This is a genomic window from Vibrio sp. Vb0598 (genome assembly GCF_033338935.1).
Taxonomy (GTDB): domain Bacteria; phylum Pseudomonadota; class Gammaproteobacteria; order Enterobacterales; family Vibrionaceae; genus Vibrio; species Vibrio alginolyticus.
Map to the genome: position 1 here is coordinate 1 of NZ_JAWOTP010000261.1, position 1,089 is coordinate 1,089.

General features: G+C 46.2%; 2 protein-coding genes. Both read right to left on the reverse strand.

Features of this window, described 5'->3' with window-relative positions; translation table 11 throughout:
- Positions 1–598 (reverse strand): cell envelope integrity protein TolA (gene tolA / locus R7Q38_RS24550; RefSeq protein WP_318114679.1); only part of this gene is annotated, 598 nt, incomplete at its 3' end.
- Positions 599–610: 12 nt separating this feature from the next.
- A complete protein-coding gene (locus tag R7Q38_RS24555) occupies positions 611–1,054 on the reverse strand; it encodes an ExbD/TolR family protein (protein ID WP_005485411.1) in 444 nt (147 codons plus the stop codon).
- Positions 1,055–1,089 lie beyond the last annotated feature (35 nt).

The following is a 1,089-nucleotide window of genomic DNA, read 5'->3' on the forward strand; positions in this document are numbered from 1 at the left end:
GTCTCTGCGTCAACGAATCACGTTTTGCCTTTTCTTCCGCTTCTTTTGCCGCCTTCTCGCGAGCTACTCGCTCTTGTTCCGCTTTAGCAATCGCCGCTTCTTTGGCTAAACGTTCCTGCTCTGCTTTACGTACAGCTTCTTCTTTCGCTTTACGCTCTTTCTCAAGTTTAGCTGTACGCTCTTTTTCTTGGCGAACACGTTCTTCTTCTGCTTTGCGTTCCTGCTCTTTTTGCTTGCGAGCCGCTTCAGCTTCTCTGGCCGCTTTTGCATCTTTCGCTTGCTGTTCTTTCAACTTACGAATTTGTTCTTCTTCAGCCTTACGGTTTTTCTCAAGCTGCTCCGCCTCGCGTCTTAATTTATCAAGACGATCTTGCTCTTTTTTGGCCGCTTTTTCACGCTGCTGACGAATTTCTTTCGCTTGTTGTTGCACCAGTTTAGGGTCTATCACGACAGCCTGAACCATCTGTCCGGTTGGCTCTGGTTTGGTCATCGCAAAATCAGTACCCCAGAGCAATGCTGCTACCAAGAGAGCATGCAGACCTACCGATATGACTATCGGTTTAGTGTACTCTTTCGATTGTTTCTTTTTGTCTTTCATGAATATTGACGTTTATTCCCTAATATCGGTCAGGAGCCCTACTTTAGGGATTCCAGCACGACTCAATTCATCAAGTAAAAGGACAACATCAGCGTATGGCGTCGCTGCATCGCCGCCTACTGCGACTGGTGAATCAGGTTTGATGGAACGCTCTGCTTTAACTCGAACAATGACATCTTGCAGTGAAAGACCACGTTGCACTTCTTCATCGTTCACGCTTAGGCCTAAATTGCCGTCACGATCGATTTCAATGATGATAAAGCTGCTATCTGTATCCCCTGCAAGTTCTTGAGCAGGAGTTGCATTTGATGTCTTTGGTAGATCGACATCTACGCCTTGAGTTACAAACGGAGCGGTCGCCATAAAAATAATTAACAGCACAAGCATTACGTCAATATAAGGAACGACGTTAATCTCTGCCGTCATTTTTCGCTTTTTAGGTTGATAACCCGCCATGCTTTATTCCTTATCCGCGCTGTCTCGGCCAGCCA

What these genes read in the sequence shown, in the direction of transcription:
- R7Q38_RS24555 (WP_005485411.1), bottom strand. Translation starts at nt 1,054, where the DNA reads ATGGCGGGTTATCAACCTAAAAAGCGAAAAATGACGGCAGAGATTAAC.